This window comes from Pseudaquabacterium rugosum (genome assembly GCF_038066575.1).
In the GTDB taxonomy this organism is placed as follows: Bacteria; Pseudomonadota; Gammaproteobacteria; order Burkholderiales; family Burkholderiaceae_C; genus Pseudaquabacterium; species Pseudaquabacterium rugosum.
In genome coordinates, this window is the sequence record NZ_JBBUTF010000034.1 from 1 (window position 1) to 14621 (window position 14621).

A 14621-nucleotide genomic window follows, 5' to 3' on the forward strand; every position below is an offset into this window, starting at 1 on the left:
GGGCGGCCCGCTCCTCATGCGTTCCGAAATCGTCGCGGGCCGCCCATCCCACCCCGCCGCCGGTCGCCGATCTGGCAGGACGCGCCGCCGCCGCCGGGGGCCCACAGGGGGCCGCGACAGGACACGGCTGATGGCAGGCGCTGGAGCGGGCGGGCACGCGACGATTTCGGAACGCATGAGGAGCGGGCCCGCCCGCTTCCGCCAGCGCCCCGCACCACCCTCCGCCAGCACCAGCACCAGCACCAGCACCAGCGCCAGCGCCAGCGCCAGCCACAGCCACAGCCACAGGCTCAACCCGCCAGACGCCGCCGCCAGGCCTCGAAGGCGCGCATCGTCAGACCGATGGCGCGCGGGTCCTGCTGCTCGGGCTGGCTGCCGACCTGGGCCATCACCAGGCCGAGCGACGGATCCACGCACAACTGCTGGCCGTGCGTGCCCATCGCGAACAACCAGGGCCGCGGCGGCCGCACCACGTACCAGCCGTTGCGGTAGTGCATCGGGCGACCGAAGGCACGGGCGAAGTCGCCGTCGGACCAGGCGCGGGCCAGCGTTGCCCCGTCATCGTCGGGCGCACGGCCGCCGTCGAAGGTGTCGCGCAACCAGCGGCCGATCCCGTCGAGCGCGGCCGGCGGCTCGATCAGCGCCCAGCCCACACGGGCCAGGTCCTCGACGCAGGCCACCAGGCCGCCGGTGGTGCGCGGCGCGCCGGCTGGATCGAGCGTCAGCGCGGCATCGGCCTGCGCCCCCAGCGGACACCACAGCCGGCGCGACAGCACCTCGGGCACCGGTACGCCGGCAGCGCGGGCGATCACCCAACCCAGCAGATCGGTGTGCATCGAGCGGTAGGCGAAGGCGCCGGGCGGCTGCGCCTGGCCGGCGGGCAGACCGCTGAAGAAGGCGTGCAGGTCGGTGGCGATGGCGGTGGTGGAGGGGCCCGCCACCGGCGGCTCCCAGCCGGTGGCACCGGCATAACCCGCGACATCAGCCGCGGACAAGCCCGGGCGGGCCCGCATGTCCAGCAGGTGCTGCACCCGCACCGCGCCGTAGCCGGTGTGGGCCAGCTCCGGCAGGTACAGACCGACCGGGGCCTGGGGATCGAGCACGCCGGCCTCGGCCAGCGCGCCGCACAGCAGGCCGACGACCGACTTGGTGGCCGACATCAGCAGCTGGGGCGCGGGCGCCGGCCGGTCGTCCGCGGCCCACACATGGCGCAGGCGGCCCTGGTGCAGCACGACCACGCCATCGGCCCGGGTGCGCTGCAGGTAGTCGGCCCAGCGCAGCGTGGCCGGGGCGGCCGGCACGTCGGGCGGCGGCGCGTCGTCGCCCGGCAGCGGCGTGGCCCAGGCGCGCCGCCGCGCCGGGTCATGGGCGACGATGGCCAGCGGCAGCACCTGGCCGATGTGGCGCACGCTGTGGCGGATGTGGGCGGGGCTGCGCCAATCGGCCAGCGTCGGCGGGCCGGCGGGCGCCGGCCGGGTGTCGGAATGCGGAGCGGACATGGCCGCCATTCTGGCGACCCGCGCGGCCGCGGGCATGCCCGACCGTCTTGCGGCGGCGCAGACCCGGTCCCGGCCCGACCGTCAGCGCGCGCCGGAACGCGTCAGAGCGCCGCCTGGAAGATCGCGCAGACGTCCTCGAAGCTCGGCGTGCGCGGGTTGGTCAGCCCGCAGGCGTCCTTCATCGCGTTGGTGGCCAGCACCGGGATGTCCTCCGCCTTGGCGCCGAGCGCACCGACGCCGGCCGGGATGCCGATGTCGGCCGACAGCTGGCGGATCGCCTGCAGGCAGGCCTGGGCGGCCGCGGCCTCATCGAGCCCGGCGGTGTCCACGCCCATCGCGCGAGCGACCTGGGCCAGACGGGGCGCGGCCACGGCCGCGTTGTAGGCCTGCACGTGCGGCAGCAGGATGGCATTGCACACACCGTGCGGCAGGTCGTAGAAACCGCCGAGTTGATGGGCCATCGCGTGCACATAGCCGAGCGAGGCGTTGTTGAAGGCCATGCCGGCGAGGAACTGCGCACAGGCCATCTGCTCGCGCGCGACCATGTCCTGGCCGTCGCGCACCGCATCGCGCAGGTGACGGGCGATCAGCGTGACGGCCTGCAGCGCACAGGCATCGGTGATCGGCGTGGCGGCGGTCGACACATAGGCCTCGATGGCATGGGTCAGCGCATCCATGCCGGTGGCCGCGGTCAGCGCCGGCGGCATGCCGGTCATCAGCGCCGGATCGTTGACCGACAGCAGCGGGGTCACGTGCTTGTCGACGATGGCCATCTTCACGTGCCGCACCTCGTCGGTGATGATGCAGAAGCGCGTCATCTCGCTGGCCGTGCCGGCCGTGGTGTTGATCGCCACCAGCGGCCACTGCGGCTTGGCGGACTGGTCCACGCCCTCGTAGTCGGTGATGACGCCCCCGTTGGCCGCCACCAGCGCGATGGCCTTGGCACAGTCGTGCGGCGAGCCGCCGCCCAGCGAGATCACGACATCGGCACCGGCCTGCCGCAGCTGCGCCAGACCGAGCTCCACATTGTCGACGTTGGGATTGGGCTTGACGCCGTCGAAGACGCTGCAGACGATGCCGGCCGCCCCCAACAGCTCGGTGACGCGTCCGACCAGGCCGGCGCGCACCAGCGGCGCATCGGTCACGATCAAGGCCTTGCGCCAGCCGCGCGCGGCAATCGCCTTGACGGCCTCGGCCAGGCAGCCGGCGCCCATCAGGTTGACGGTGGGCATGAAGAAGGCGGAAACGGTCATCGGAGACTCCTCAGGACGGCAGGCAGCCAGACAGACGGCGTCCGCGGCAACCGGCAGGGCCCCGCGGGCAGGATCCCGGGCCGACGGCCCGGGCGGACGACGACCACTGTCGGGCGTGCGGCACCGGGCCGCGCTGCGGCAGATCAACGCCGCGGGGCGACCCGCACCGCAGGCACGCCCGCCTTGAGGCAGATCAGCCGCGGGATGCGCCCGCCTGACCCCTCGCCGGCGCGGCGCCAGCCGGCTCAGGCATGCTGGGCCGCGCGGTGCAGATGGGTGATGAAGTGGCGCACCGCCGGCTTGAGCAGCCCGCTGCGCCGCACGATGGCGCCCACGCGCATGGTCAGCGGGCCGTCCTCCAGCGCCAGCACCCGCATGTGCGTGCGCGCGGACGGGTGCTCGGCCAACGGCCGCGGCATCAGCGCCAGATGCTCGCCGCGAGCCACCAGGGCCAGCAGCGCCAGCGTGGAGTTCACCATCGCGGCCGGCGCCGGCGCGGCCAGCCCCCGCGACTCGAACAGATTGCGGGCATAGCCGACCTTGCCCGACGCGCTGGTGTAGACCCAGCGGGCCTGCGCCAGATCGAGCAGCCGGCGCGCCGAGGCCAGCGGATGACCGGGCGCGGCCACCACCACCATCTCCAGCTCGCGCAGCGGCTCGACGTCGAACTCGCCGGCCCCCAGCCCGTCGGGAATGGGCCCGATGGCCACATCGACCTGGCCATCGCGCAGCAGGGCCAGCTGCGCGATGTAGAGCTCCTCGCGCAGCCGCAGCTGGATGTCGGGGCAGTCGCGGCTGAAGGTGCGCCAGGCCTCGGGCACCAGCATCAGCACCGCATAGGGCACGGCCGCGACGCTGATCTCGCCGATCATGCGGCCGCCGAGCTGGTCGATCAGGCTGCGCGCGTCGTCGAGCTCGCGGAAGGCCCGCCGCGCATGCTCGACCAGCACCTTGCCCTGCGCGCTGGGAAACACCCCCGCGGTCGAGCGCTCCAGCACCGGCGCCCCCAGATCCTGCTCCAGCTCGCGGATGAGCTTGGTGACGGCCGGCTGGGACACGCCGAGCCTGCGTGCGGCCGCCCGCAGGCTGCCCTCGTCGACGGCGGCGATGAGGGCGTTGAGGGCGCTGAGCTTCATCGCCGGAATGATAGCCAGCAGGGGATCAGGGAAAACCCAGGGCGATAACGAGGCGTGATCGCCTCGGCACGCGCGGCATCTTCTCGCGCCGGGACGCCGCACCTACGCTGCGCGCCTTCGTCTTGAACCAGATCAAGGACCGCCCGTCCGGCGCCCACCGGCATCGGCCTCAGGACGCCTTGCTGACCCCGGGCGCAGCCCCCGCCCCCTTCCCGGAGACACGTCGTTGAACGATCAGGCCCCTCCCGCCACGAGCGCAGGCACACCCGCCACCGCGCCCCCCGCCGGCCCCACCCCCTGGCTGCAGCGCCTGTGCGATCTGAGCGCCGGCACCGGTGCCCTGGTGCTGGTGGCCCTGGCCCTCATGACGACCGTCAGCGTGATCGGCCGCGCGTTCTTCTCGCACCCGATCCTGGGTGACGTGGAGCTGGTGCAGCTCGGCGGCGCCGTGGTGGTGGCCTGCTTCATGCCGTACACCCAGTACCGGCGCGGCAACATCATCGTCGACTTCTTCACCACCGGCGCCAGCCCGCGCAGCCAGCGCCGCATGGACGGGCTGGGCAACCTGCTCTACACCGCCGTGATGGCGCTGGTGACCTGGCGCGTGGCCGCCGGCTGCCTGGGCATGGTCGAGTCGCAGGAGCGCTCGATGCTGATGGACCTGCCGCTGTGGTTGCCCTACGCGCTGATGCTGCCGGGCCTGGCGCTGTGCGTGCTGATCGGCCTGACGCAGTGCATCCGCCTGCACCCGCAGGATGAGGAGGCCGCGGCATGAGCACGATGACCATCGGCCTGACCCTGTTCGGCGCCATGCTGGTGCTGATGGCGGTGCGCGTGCCCATCGCCATCGCCATGTTCGTGCCGGGCGCGCTCGGCTATGTCGCGCTGTCGGGCTGGAGCCCGCTGCTGGCCCACCTCAAGGGCGCCGTCTACGGCCGCGTCTCGGTCTACGACCTGTCGGTGATCCCGCTGTTCATGCTGATGGGCGGCATCGCGGTGCAGGGCGGACTGGCCAAGGCGCTGTTCGACTTCGCCAACGCGTTGCTCGGCCGCTTCCGCGGCGGCATGGCGATGGCCGGCGTGCTGGCCTGCGCGGCCTTCGGCTCGATCTCGGGCTCGACGGTGGCCACCACCGCCACCATCGCCCAGGTCGCCTATCCGCAGATGCGGCGCATCGGCTACTCGGGCCGGCTGGCGACCGCGGCGCTGGCCACCGGCGGCACCATGGGCGTGCTGCTGCCGCCCTCGGTCACGCTGATGGTCTACGCCATCCTGACCGAGCAGAACATCACCAAGATGTTCCTGGCCGCCTATGTGCCCGCCCTGGTGGCGGCCATCGGCTACATGGTGGCGATCGCCGTCATGGTGCGCCTGCAGCCGGAGCAGGCGCCGCCGGCCGTCGCGGCCTCGGCCGGCGAGGTGCTGGCGGCCACGCTGAAGGTCTGGCCCATCGTGCTGATCTTCATCGTCGTCTTCGGCGGCATCTACGGCGGCCTGTTCACGGCCACCGAGGGCGCGGCGATCGGCAACGTGCTGGTGCTGGCCATCACGCTGGCGCGGCGCGAGATCGACCGCGGGAAGTTCTTCGCCGCCGTGCGCACCACCGCGCAGACCAGCGGGATGATCTTCCTGATCTTCATCGGCGCCGACATGATCAACGCGGCGCTCGCGCTGTCGCAGCTGCCCGCGCAGCTGGCCGGCCTGGTCAGCCACCTGAGCATCCCGCCGGTGGCGGTGATGGGCGGGATCATGCTGTTCTACATCCTGCTGGGCTGCGTGATGGACGAGATGAGCATGATCCTGCTGACCGTGCCCACGCTCTTCCCCGTCATCATGGGCCTGGACTTCTACGGCCTGGGCGCCGCGGACAAGGCGCTGTGGTTCGGCATCCTCATCCTGACCGTCTGCGAGATCGGGATGATCTTCCCGCCGGTGGGCCTGAACGTCTACGTGATGAACGGCCTGGCGCGCGACGTGCCGATGGTCGAGACCTACAAGGGCGTGGTGCCCTTCCTGATCACCGACGGCCTGCGTCTGGCCGCGCTGCTCCTGTTCCCCTCGCTCGCGCTGTGGCTGGTCCACCGGCTGACCTGAGCGTCCTCCTTCCGCCCCCACCCGCGTCCCCCGCACCGATCCCCACCGGAGACCGCCCCATGAAGATCCGCCACGCCCTCGCCAGCGCCGCCGTGCTGGCCGCCAGCGCCCTGTCCGCCCAGGCCCAGGAGGTCACGCTCAAGCTGCACTACTTCCTGCCGCCGAGCTCCTATGCCAACACGCTGTTCCTGCAGCCCTGGTGCGACAGGATCGCCAAGGACTCGAACAACCGGATGAAGTGCCAGAGCTACCCGTCGATGCAGCTCGGCGGCACGCCGCCGCAGCTGTTCGACCAGGTGCGCGACGGCGTGGCCGACGTGATCTGGACCCTGCCCGGCTACACCGCCGGCCGCTTCCCGAGCCTGGAGGCCTTCGAGCTGCCGTTCATGATGCAGAGCCCCGAGGCCACCAGCAAGGCGCTGTGGGACTACACGCAGCTGCACAGCGCGGCCGAGTTCAAGGACGTCAAGCCGCTGGCCTTCCACGTGCATGGCGACGGCGTCTTCCACATGACCGGCAAGCCGGTGAAGACCATGGCCGACCTGCGCGGCCTGAAGCTGCGCGCGCCCACCCGCATGACCAACAAGTTCATGGCCATGCTGGGCGCCACGCCGGTCAGCCTGCCGGTGCCGCAGGTCGGTGACGCGCTGTCCAAGGGCGTGATCGACGGCGCCGTCGTGCCCTACGAGGTGGTGCCTGCCGTCAAGATCCAGGAGCTGGTCAAGTACCACTCCGAGACCGATCCGGCGCAGCCGGCCTTCTACACCTCGACCTTCATCTTCGCGATGAACAAGGCGAAGTACGACAGCCTGCCGGCCGACCTGAAGAAGGTGATCGACGCCAACTCCGGCCAGGCGCTGTCCGCGCTGGCCGGCCGGGCCTTCCTGCAGGCCGATGTCGAGGGCAGGAAGCTGACGGCGAAGAACGCCACCAACGTCATCCCCGCCGCCGAGCTGCAGAGCTGGAAGGCCGTCGGCGACAAGCTGGCCGCCGACTGGGTCAAGGACATGACAGCCAAGGGCCAGCCCGGCCAGAAGATGCTGGACGACGCCAAGGCCCTGATCGCCAAGCACGCCAACGCCAAGTAAGCCGCACGCACCATGGCCACCATCATCGGCGGCATCGCCGCCTCGCACACCCCGACCATCGGCTTCGCGCTCGACACCGGCAAGCAGCACGACCCGGTCTGGGCCCCGATCTTCGACGCCTTCGCCCCGATCCAGGGCTGGATCGCCGAGAAGCAGCCCGACGTGCTGCTGATGGTCTTCAACGACCACGTCACGTCCTTCTTCTTCGACCACTACTCGGCCTTCGCCCTCGGCGTGGGCGAGCACTGGGCGGTGGCCGACGAGGGTGGCGGCGCCCGCGACATCCCCGGCATCGACGGCCATCCGGCGCTGGCCGCGCACATCGCGGCCTCGCTGACGATGGAGGAGTTCGACCTCTCGCTGTTCCAGGACAAGGGGCTGGACCACGGCTGCTTCTCGCCGCTGTCGGTGATGTGCCCGCGGCCGACGGCCGACGCCGGCTGGCCGGTGAAGATGGTGCCGCTGCAGGTCGGCGTATTGCAGTTCCCGGTGCCGAGCGCGCGCCGCTGCTACAAGCTGGGCCAGGCGCTGCGGCGCGCGGTCGAGAGCTTCCCGGCCGACCTGAAGGTGGCCATCGTCGCCACCGGCGGCCTGTCGCACCAGGTGCACGGCGAGCGCTGCGGCTTCAACAACCCCGAGTGGGACGGCCGCTTCCTCGACCTGTTCGAGCGCGACCCCGAGGCGCTGGCCGACATCACGCTGGCCGAGTACGCCGAACTCGGCGGCATGGAGGGCGCCGAGGTCATCATGTGGCTGATCATGCGCGGCGCCCTCGCCGCTCAGGTCACGTGTCTGCACCGCAACTACTACCTGCCGTCGATGACCGGCATCGCCACCGCCATCTACGAGCCGGTGCAGCAGGCGACGATGCCGGCCGCCATCGAGCGCCACCGCGCCCGCATGGCCGAGCAGCTGGCCGGCGCCGAGCGCCTGAACGGCACCTATCCGTTCAACCTCGAACGCAGCGTCCAGGCCTACCGGATCAACCGCTTCCTGCATGACCTGATCCACCCGGCACACCGCGCGGCCTTCAAGGCCGACGAGACCGCCGCGATGCAGGCCGCCGGACTGAGCCCCGCCGAGCAGGCCCTGGTGCGCGCGCGCGACTGGCGCGGCCTGATCCACCACGGCGTCATCTTCTTCATGCTGGAGAAGCTGAGCGCGGTGGTCGGCGTGTCCAACCTCCACATCTACGCGGCCATGCGCGGCCAGTCGCTGGAGGACTTCCAGAAGACCCGCAACGCACCGGGCGCGCTGTACTCGGTGGCCGGCAAGGAGCGGGGCACGCTGGCCTGGGACGACGCCCCGGCCGATGCGACGGCCCCGGACTGAGCCACGCGGGATCCGGCCGCCGCCCGTTGCCGTGAGTCCGCCCGCGTCAGTCCACCCGCAGCGGCCCGTCCCATGCCGCGCCGCCACAGGGCTGCCCGGCGGCGTCGAAGCGCCGCTCGCGCAGGTGCAGCCACGGCCGCGCGCCCCGCTGCTCGACCACCAGCACGGTGCTGCTGCGCGTGCCGTAGGCCGCACGGCCGGGCGTCGCGGGCCGATGGATGAAGACCGGCGCCAGGGCCTGCTCCAGCGGCCAGGGCACGCCGGTGTGCGGCAGCTGCGCATCGGGCGGCTGCCAGCGGTCGGCCAGGGCCGCCCACAGGTGCGCGAAGAGACGCTCGATCCGCGGTGACGGTGTGGCCCGCCGCCCAGGGCCCGGGCCGCCGTCGAGCGGGAGGGCCTGGGCCTCGGCACAGGCCGTGTCCAGCGCCCGGCACAGCCGCCGCACCTTCGGCCAGGGCGTGTCCAGCGCCGCATTCGACAGCCCGTGCGTGCCGGCGCCCAGCACGCGCAGCATCGGCTGCGGCCGGTTGCTCCACCAGCGACCGGCCGTCCCGGCCAGGTCCAGCTGCAGCAGGTTCCAGCCGTGGCGTGGACGCCTCAGTTCGGCCGCCATCCAGTGGCCGTCGTCCAGCCCGTGACGCAGCGCCTGCAGCACCAGATCGCCGCGGGAGACGGCGTCGGCGCGGGGCGGCGCCGGCTCCCGCACATTGGTCAGCAGGGCCAGTCGGCCGCGGGGATCCAGGCCCAGCCAGGTGCCACCGGCCTGCAGATCACGCCCGCCCAGCCAGCCGCGCCCGCCCGGGCCGTCGGTCCACCAGGCCAGCGGCGCGGCCGGGCGGTCATGGAACTCGTCGCGGTTGCTGACCAGCACCCAGGGCAGACCGGTGTGCGGCGCACAGCGCCAGGCGGCCAGACACATCGCCTCTCAGCCCCGGCGCGCCCGCGGCGGACGCCGACGCAGCACGGCGCATTGCCACGGAAAGTTCAGCATAGGGAGTGACAACATCACACCAGCCCGGACTTCGTGCGCATCTTGTTACATTTGTGCGTCGTTGGAACGCCGCTCCGCCACGGGGCGGTCCCCCCGGATCCTTGCAGGAAAACGAAGATGGCCGGTCGCCACAGCCGTGCGCTGGACAAGCTGATGAGCTCCACGGGCCGCCTGCCCGTCTGGTCGGGCTTCGTGCTCGCCGCCGGACTGTACGCCAGCCTCCATGCGGCCTCCCGCCAGCCGGCCCTGCTCGGGGGCCATGGATCCGCGGGGGCGGGCGAGGCCTCGCTGATCACGCTGCTGCTGACCGTCGCCCAGTACCTGCTGCCGGCGCTGTGCCTGCTGCTGACGCTGCGGGCCATCTGGCGCCGCCACCGCCTGATGCGGCGCGAACAGCTGGCCCAGGCCGCGGCACGCGCGGTGGCCGAGCTCGACGGCCGCGGCTTCGCCCGGCTGATCGCCGAATCCTTCCAGCGCAGCGGCTACCGGGTGCTGGGTGTCCATGGCGCCGGCGCCTCCGGCGGCCGCGACCACGGCGCCGACATCGAGCTGAGCAAGGACGGCGAGCTGCACCTGGTGCAGGTGCGCTACTGGCGCGCCGACATGGTGGACCACCGCGCGGTGCGCCAGCTCAACGCCGCCATCACCACCAACGGCGCGAGCCGCGGCTGGATCATCACCTCGGGCCTGTTCACCGAGAAGGCCCGCCAGGAGGCCGCGTTGCGACCGATCCGCCTGATCGACGGTTGCGGCCTGCTGCGCATCATCGAGGCCATGCGGGGCCAGGGCCTGGTGCGGCCCTCGCGCTACACGGCCTGAGGCCGACGCCGGCCCGGCGCAGGGCCGGCCGGCGGAAAGGGACGGGTCGCCGCGGCCGCCCGCCCCCGGGTGACACCACCACCCTGGCACGGGACCGCACCGCCGCGCCCCGGGCACTGTACCGGGGCGCAGGCCGTCAAGGGCCGGTCCGCGGTCCTCGCCGGCCCCCTTGGCCGCGGGGGCTCGGCGGCGTGCATCACTCCACGGTGACCGACTTCGCCAGATTCCGCGGCTTGTCGACATCGGTGCCACGCGCGCAGGCCGTGTGGTAGGCCAGCAGCTGCAGCGGCACCGTGTGCAGGATCGGCGACAGCGCGCCGTAGTGCTCGGGCATGCGGATCACGCGCACGCCGGGCTCGTTCTCGATGCGGGTGTCGCTGTCGGCGAAGACGAACAGCTCGCCGCCGCGCGCGCGCACTTCCTGCATGTTGCTCTTGAGCTTCTCCAGCAGCGCGTCGTTCGGCGCGATGGTGACCACCGGCATGGCCGAGGTCACCAGCGCCAGCGGGCCGTGCTTGAGCTCGCCGGCCGGGTAGGCCTCGGCGTGGATGTAGCTGATCTCCTTGAGCTTGAGCGCGCCTTCGAGGGCCACCGGGTAGTGCAGGCCACGGCCCAGGAACAGCGCGTTCTCCTTCTTCGCGAAGTCCTCGGCCCAACTGATGATCTGCGGCTCCAGGGCCAGCACGGCCTGCACGGCGGCCGGCAGGTGGCGCAGGGCCTTGATGTGCTCGGCCTCCTCGGCGTCGCCGAGGCGGCCCTTGGTCCGGGCCAGGGCCAGCGTCAGCAGGAACAGGCCGACCAGCTGGGTGGTGAAGGCCTTGGTGCTGGCCACGCCGATCTCGACGCCGGCGCGCGTCAGGAAGTGCAGCGCGCACTCGCGCACCATCGCGCTGGTGCCGACGTTGCAGACCGTCAACGTGTGGGGCATGCCCAGCGAGCGGGCGTGCTTGAGGGCGGCGATGGTGTCGGCCGTCTCGCCGCTCTGGCTGATGGTGACGACCAGGGTGCGCGGGTCGGGCACGCTGTCGCGGTAGCGGTACTCGCTGGCGATCTCGACGCTGCAGGGCACCTTGGCGAGGCTCTCCAGCCAGTACTTGGCGGTGCTGCCGGCGTAGTAGCTGGTGCCGCAGGCCAGGATCAGCACGCGGTCGATGTCCTTGAACACCCGGTGGGCGCCGTCACCGAAGAGCTCGGCGCTGATGCCCTCGACGCCTTCGAGCGTGTCGCTGATGGCGCGCGGCTGCTCGAAGATCTCCTTCTGCATGTAGTGGCGGTAGGGGCCGAGCTCGGCCGCGCCGGTGTGGGCGTGGACGGTGCGCACCTCGCGCTGCACGCGCTCGAAGCGGCCGTCGGCCTGGCGGTGGGTGATCCACTGCTTGCCCAGCTGCAGGTCGACGACGTCGCCCTCCTCCAGGTAGACGATCTGGTCGGTGACGCCGGCCAGCGCCATCGCGTCGCTGGCCAGGAAGCTGTCGCCGGCGCGCTCGCCGGTGCCCAGTCCCAGCACCATCGGGCTGCCCTCGCGGGCGCCGATGACGCGGTGGGGCTCGTCGCGGCAGAACACGGCGATCGCGTAGGCGCCCTTCAGGCGCAGCGTGGCGCGCTGCACCGCGTCGAACAGGTCGCCGTCATAGAGCTGGTGCACCAGGTGGGCGATGACCTCGGTGTCGGTCTGGCTCTCGAAGACGTAGCCCTTGGCCCGCAGCTCGGCGCGCAACTCGTCGTGGTTCTCGATGATGCCGTTGTGGACCAGCGCGATGCGGTCGCCCGAGAAGTGCGGGTGGGCGTTGTGCACCGCCGGCGCGCCGTGGGTGGCCCAGCGGGTGTGGGCGATGCCGGTGCCGCCCTGCACGTCGTCGGCCTGGATCTGGGCGTCGAGCTCGGCCACGCGGCTGGTCGAGCGGGTGCGGCGCGGGCCGCCGTTCTGGTGCACGGCCACGCCGCAGCTGTCGTAGCCGCGGTATTCCAGGCGCTTCAGGCCCTCGACCAGCACGGGAACGATGTTGCGCGCGCTGACCGCGCCGACGATGCCACACATGGGTTCAGGCCTTTCGATGCCATGACGGAATGGGCGCGATGGTAGGCAAGGCGCCAAGAAATTGGTACGCATCATCTGCGTGTCGCGTGAAATTTCTCGTCACGCATCAAATGAAGAGAAATTCAATTGCAAGCGAGCACCGTGTTGTGCAACATCGCGTCATGCCCCTAGCCCTGGATGCCATCGATCTGCGCCTGCTGGCCCTGCTGCAGCAGGACTGCGCCCGTGCCAACCAGGATCTGGCCGAGGCGGTCGGCATCTCGCCGGCGACCGCGCTGCGGCGGGTGCGCCGGCTGGTCGATGGCGGCGTGATCGAGCGCCAGGTGGCGCTGGTCAATCCGGCCGAGGTCGGCGGCCTGGGCGTGCTGGCCGAGGTGACGCTGGACCGCCAGGGGGCCGAGCACGTGGCCGCCTTCGAGGCCCGCGCGGTGGCCGAGGTGGCGGTGCAGCAGTGCTACCGCGTCAGCCCGGGGCCGGACATGGTGCTGCTGCTGTGGGTGGCCGACATGGCCGACTATCACGCACTGGTGCAGCGCCTGTTCACGCAGGACGCCAACGTGCGCAACGTCAAGAGCTACTTCATCACGCACCGGGCGAAGTTCGATCCGGCCCTGCACTGGCCGCAACCGGCGTGAGGCGCACGGGGCGCGACGACGGACCGGACCGGGGCCGGGCCGTCGTTCAGCGTCGGGCGTCGGTCGCCGGCAGGCCCGGCTCGACGGGGGCCCGGGCGTCCAGCCAGTGCAGCAGGCGCTCGTAGAAGCGCTGCACCTGCACCGGCTTCTCCAGCACGTCGTCCATGCCGGCGGCGGTGCAGGCGCTGCGGTCCTCGAAGTCGGTGTTGGCCGTCAGCGCGAGGATGGGCAGGGTGTCGCCGATCAGGCGGCGCAGCTGGCGCGTGGCCTCCAGGCCGTCCAGCTCGGGCATCTGCACGTCCATCAGGATCAGGTCGAAGGGCTCGGCCAGCGCGCGGGCCACGGCCTGGCTGCCGGTGCCCACCGCCTCGGCCTGCAGGCCGGCCGAACGCAGCAGGCCGAGCGTGACCTCCTGGTTGACCAGGTTGTCCTCGGCCAGCAGCACCCGGGCCCCGCCATGGCGGCTGCGCAGGCGGCCCTCGACCGGATCGCCGCCACTGCCGGCCGCACGGGCCAGGGGGGCGGGCCCGGTCAGGGCGCCAAGCCCGGTGTCACTGGGCAGGCGGGAGGCCAGATCGGCCGGCGCGGCCTCGCCCCCGCGGCCCGGTCCGGACGCGCCGCCGCCCAGGGCCTCCAGCATCTGCGCCATTTCACCGGCGGCCTGCAGCAGCTGCTGGCGACGCTGCGCCAGGCTCACGCTGTCCATGCCGGGGCTGATCAGATGGGCCAGGCCCAGCACCGTCTGCAGCGGGGTGCGCAGCAGGCGCAGCACGCCGTGCCAGGTGGGCTGGCCCTGGGTGCGCCGCATCAGCTCCTCGGCCAGCCGCCGGCTGAGCCAGTGGTCATGGCGCGCCGCGCGCTCCCGGTCCTGCAGCCGCACCAGCCCCACCAGACGCCAGGGCTGCCCGGGACCGGGCATCAGCTGGCCCTGCAGCATCACCCAGTGCTCGCTGCCGTCGGGCCAGATCATCCGGCACTCGCACTGCAGCACGCCGCCGGCCTCGCCGGCCGGCTGGCCCGCACGGCGGATGCGCAGCTGCAGCAGCCCCCGGTCGTCCGGATGCACGCGGGTCAGCAGCACGCCCAGGCTGCGCAGCGGCGGGCCGTGCGGGCCGGTCAGCATGCGCTGGGCCTCGTTGGAGGCGACCAGCACGCCGGAATCGAGGTCCAGCTCCCAGTCGGCGGCCCCCAGGGCCTCCAGGTCGAAGCGGCGCAGCGCCTGCATCTCCCGCAACTGGGTCTCCAGGCGCTGGCGCGCACTCAGGTCCTCGCATTGCAGGAGCAGGCGGCCATCGGCCAGCAGGTCGAGCGTCAGACCGAGCACCGGCTGCAGCATGCCGAGCTCGGCCGGCAGCGTGACCGAGGGCAGGCTCAGCAGCACCCCGACCGGCAGATCACGGTGGGACAGCAGGCGCGGCAGCTCGGGCACGGCCGCATCCAGCATGCGGTGCAGCAGCGGCGGCTCGGCCGGATGCTGCGGGCGCAGCAGGCGCTCGGGCAGCATCAGCGCGGCGGCCCGGTTGGCCTGCAGCAGCCGACCCTCGCGGTCCAGCAGCAGCAGCGCCTGGGGGCTGAGCTGCCACAGCCGCTGCCAGGGCACCGGCACCGCCTCGTCGCAGCCGACCAGCGGCGTGAACGAGGCCCCCGCGCCCTCGCCTCGGGCGGCGGCAGCGGACAGCAGGGAACCGGGAGGATTCAGGCACGACATGCGCGCCGAGTCTCCCGGTGAGCGGTCA

13 protein-coding genes are annotated in these 14621 nt (G+C 72.4%); 6 read left to right on the forward strand and 7 right to left on the reverse strand.

Annotated features, from left to right (window positions below):
• The 4 genes from AACH11_RS23410 to AACH11_RS23425 form a co-directional block, all read right to left on the reverse strand.
• Positions 1-294, reverse strand: a 294-nt coding sequence (locus tag AACH11_RS23410; protein WP_341376703.1) for a hypothetical protein, incomplete at its 3' end; no start/stop codon positions are given.
• Positions 291-1499 (reverse strand): serine hydrolase domain-containing protein, encoded by a 1209-nt coding sequence (locus AACH11_RS23415; RefSeq protein WP_341376704.1) that lies wholly within the window; start codon positions 1497-1499, stop codon positions 291-293. The genes AACH11_RS23415 and AACH11_RS23410, both read right to left, overlap by 4 nt.
• A 101-nt stretch (positions 1500-1600) precedes the next feature.
• The gene (gene yiaY / locus AACH11_RS23420; protein WP_341376705.1) at positions 1601-2752 is read right to left on the reverse strand and encodes an L-threonine dehydrogenase; all 1152 of its coding nucleotides are present in this window, start codon (positions 2750-2752) and stop codon (positions 1601-1603) included.
• A gap of 245 nt (positions 2753-2997) precedes the next feature.
• Positions 2998-3888: a LysR family transcriptional regulator gene (locus tag AACH11_RS23425; protein ID WP_341376706.1), complete on the reverse strand. Its 891-nt coding sequence runs from the start codon at positions 3886-3888 to the stop codon at positions 2998-3000.
• Positions 3889-4114: 226 nt separating this feature from the next.
• Between AACH11_RS23425 and AACH11_RS23430 the strand changes: the two genes are divergently transcribed.
• The 4 genes from AACH11_RS23430 to AACH11_RS23445 are packed head-to-tail and all read left to right on the forward strand — an operon-like array spanning position 4115 to position 8402.
• Positions 4115-4663 carry a TRAP transporter small permease gene (locus AACH11_RS23430; RefSeq protein WP_341376707.1) on the forward strand — a complete coding sequence of 183 codons (549 nt, stop codon included), beginning with the start codon at positions 4115-4117 and terminating at the stop codon, positions 4661-4663.
• Positions 4660-5982 carry a TRAP transporter large permease gene (locus AACH11_RS23435; RefSeq protein WP_341376708.1) on the forward strand — a complete coding sequence of 441 codons (1323 nt, stop codon included), beginning with the start codon at positions 4660-4662 and terminating at the stop codon, positions 5980-5982. The genes AACH11_RS23430 and AACH11_RS23435 overlap by 4 nt, the downstream gene beginning before the upstream one ends.
• Before the next feature lie 59 nt (positions 5983-6041).
• The gene (locus AACH11_RS23440; protein WP_341376709.1) at positions 6042-7070 is read left to right on the forward strand and encodes a TRAP transporter substrate-binding protein; all 1029 of its coding nucleotides are present in this window, start codon (positions 6042-6044) and stop codon (positions 7068-7070) included.
• 12 nt (positions 7071-7082) lie between these two features.
• Positions 7083-8402 (forward strand): gallate dioxygenase, encoded by a 1320-nt coding sequence (locus AACH11_RS23445; protein WP_341376710.1) that lies wholly within the window; start codon positions 7083-7085, stop codon positions 8400-8402.
• Between the two features lie 46 nt (positions 8403-8448).
• On the opposite strand, the gene AACH11_RS23450 is transcribed toward AACH11_RS23445, so the two are convergent.
• The gene (locus AACH11_RS23450; RefSeq protein WP_341376711.1) at positions 8449-9321 is read right to left on the reverse strand and encodes an NRDE family protein; all 873 of its coding nucleotides are present in this window, start codon (positions 9319-9321) and stop codon (positions 8449-8451) included.
• A 189-nt stretch (positions 9322-9510) separates the two neighbouring features.
• On the opposite strand from AACH11_RS23450, the gene AACH11_RS23455 reads away from it, so the two are divergent.
• Positions 9511-10212, forward strand: a complete 702-nt coding sequence (locus AACH11_RS23455; protein WP_341376712.1) for a restriction endonuclease — start codon at positions 9511-9513, stop codon at positions 10210-10212.
• A 196-nt stretch (positions 10213-10408) separates the two neighbouring features.
• Here the strand turns inward: AACH11_RS23455 and glmS are convergent, their stop codons facing one another.
• Positions 10409-12250 (reverse strand): glutamine--fructose-6-phosphate transaminase (isomerizing), encoded by a 1842-nt coding sequence (glmS, locus tag AACH11_RS23460; RefSeq protein ID WP_341376713.1) that lies wholly within the window; start codon positions 12248-12250, stop codon positions 10409-10411.
• 161 nt (positions 12251-12411) lie between these two features.
• Here glmS and AACH11_RS23465 point away from each other — a divergent pair, with 161 nt between their 5' ends.
• On the forward strand, positions 12412-12885 hold the full coding sequence (locus tag AACH11_RS23465; protein WP_341376714.1) for an Lrp/AsnC family transcriptional regulator: 474 nt from the start codon (positions 12412-12414) through the stop codon (positions 12883-12885).
• Between the two features lie 46 nt (positions 12886-12931).
• Here the strand turns inward: AACH11_RS23465 and AACH11_RS23470 are convergent, their stop codons facing one another.
• Entirely contained in the window at positions 12932-14593 is a 1662-nt protein-coding gene (locus AACH11_RS23470) for a response regulator (RefSeq protein WP_341376715.1), read from the reverse strand.
• Between the last annotated feature and the right edge of the window lie 28 nt (positions 14594-14621).

What these genes read in the sequence shown, in the direction of transcription:
- AACH11_RS23415 (WP_341376704.1), bottom strand. Translation starts at nt 1,499, where the DNA reads ATGTCCGCTCCGCATTCCGACACCCGGCCGGCGCCCGCCGGCCCGCCG.
- yiaY (WP_341376705.1), bottom strand. Translation starts at nt 2,752, where the DNA reads ATGACCGTTTCCGCCTTCTTCATGCCCACCGTCAACCTGATGGGCGCC.
- AACH11_RS23425 (WP_341376706.1), bottom strand. Translation starts at nt 3,888, where the DNA reads ATGAAGCTCAGCGCCCTCAACGCCCTCATCGCCGCCGTCGACGAGGGC.
- AACH11_RS23435 (WP_341376708.1), top strand. Translation starts at nt 4,660, where the DNA reads ATGAGCACGATGACCATCGGCCTGACCCTGTTCGGCGCCATGCTGGTG.
- AACH11_RS23440 (WP_341376709.1), top strand. Translation starts at nt 6,042, where the DNA reads ATGAAGATCCGCCACGCCCTCGCCAGCGCCGCCGTGCTGGCCGCCAGC.
- AACH11_RS23445 (WP_341376710.1), top strand. Translation starts at nt 7,083, where the DNA reads ATGGCCACCATCATCGGCGGCATCGCCGCCTCGCACACCCCGACCATC.
- AACH11_RS23450 (WP_341376711.1), bottom strand. Translation starts at nt 9,321, where the DNA reads ATGTGTCTGGCCGCCTGGCGCTGTGCGCCGCACACCGGTCTGCCCTGG.
- AACH11_RS23455 (WP_341376712.1), top strand. Translation starts at nt 9,511, where the DNA reads ATGGCCGGTCGCCACAGCCGTGCGCTGGACAAGCTGATGAGCTCCACG.
- glmS (WP_341376713.1), bottom strand. Translation starts at nt 12,250, where the DNA reads ATGTGTGGCATCGTCGGCGCGGTCAGCGCGCGCAACATCGTTCCCGTG.
- AACH11_RS23465 (WP_341376714.1), top strand. Translation starts at nt 12,412, where the DNA reads ATGCCCCTAGCCCTGGATGCCATCGATCTGCGCCTGCTGGCCCTGCTG.
- AACH11_RS23470 (WP_341376715.1), bottom strand. Translation starts at nt 14,593, where the DNA reads ATGTCGTGCCTGAATCCTCCCGGTTCCCTGCTGTCCGCTGCCGCCGCC.